The 987-nt window shown below is 45.7% G+C and carries 1 protein-coding gene; it reads right to left on the reverse strand.

Annotated features, from left to right (window positions below; translation table 11 throughout):
• Window positions 1–987: Ig-like domain-containing protein (locus ACTJIX_RS14825; RefSeq protein ID WP_440611564.1), on the reverse strand; the 987-nt coding region annotated here is incomplete at both ends.

Raw genomic sequence — 987 nt, forward strand, 5'->3', positions numbered from 1 at the left:
TAGCTTTGTCTGCGCCTTGGGTATCAGCTGTATCTCCACTAGATACGCCTCCTGTCAGTACGTTGCCACTGACTGGATTAGGGACGCTGTCTTCTGTAATGCTATTCGTGTCAGAATTCGCAACAGGTGCGTCATCTATAATCGTAATCGTTACGGTATTCGTTGTACTATTGCCCTGAGCATCCTTAGTGGTATAGCTAAACGTATCCTCAACATTATCGCCATTTGACGGTTTAGTCAGTGTGTATGTGTAGTGACCATCTTCATCAATGCTGAACGTCCCATATTGAGTCGAACCATTAGTAACGGGTACTGCTTTGACCTCGGATGGTAGGTTCACTGTATCTGTTACGGTATGACCAGTACCCGCAGTTGAACCACCCGCAAGACCACTTTCATTGACAGTATTGCTAATTGGGGCTGGTGTTAGATTGACATTTGCCACATTAATCGTAAGCGTTGAATGAGTTAAATCACCATCCGCATCACGTACCGTATAAGTAAATACATCCTGTGCATCAGCTGTTACTGCATCAGCGGTTGATACATAGGTATAACTGCCATCGGCATTTAAAGTGATATAGCCATATTGGCCATCTATCCTGCCTCCAACGCCACCAGCGCTGTTCGTTACAGTATCACCCGATACCACACCAACCACTGCACCAGTATTCACCCAACCATCTGCGCCAGCAGTATCATTTGTTAATACACCGTCAGCAGCAAGTACGCTCAGCACACCACCTTCACTAAGGCTACCAGTATCTGCCACAGCAGTCGGAACATCATCAATCACTTGTACAACCAGACTACCTGTTGTGGTTACCCCTCCTGCATCTGTGACACTCAGTGGAATGCCACTCAGAAGTAAATCATCATTTCCAACAGCGCTATGTGTCTGGGCGTTGTTCAAAGTATAGGTATAACTCAAACTACCTGAAGTTGGGATACCACCTACACTGCTATTTGCCGTAAAACCATTTAGAA

This window comes from Acinetobacter sp. 22323, assembly GCF_052044895.1.
GTDB classification, from domain to species: domain Bacteria; phylum Pseudomonadota; class Gammaproteobacteria; order Pseudomonadales; family Moraxellaceae; genus Acinetobacter; species Acinetobacter schindleri.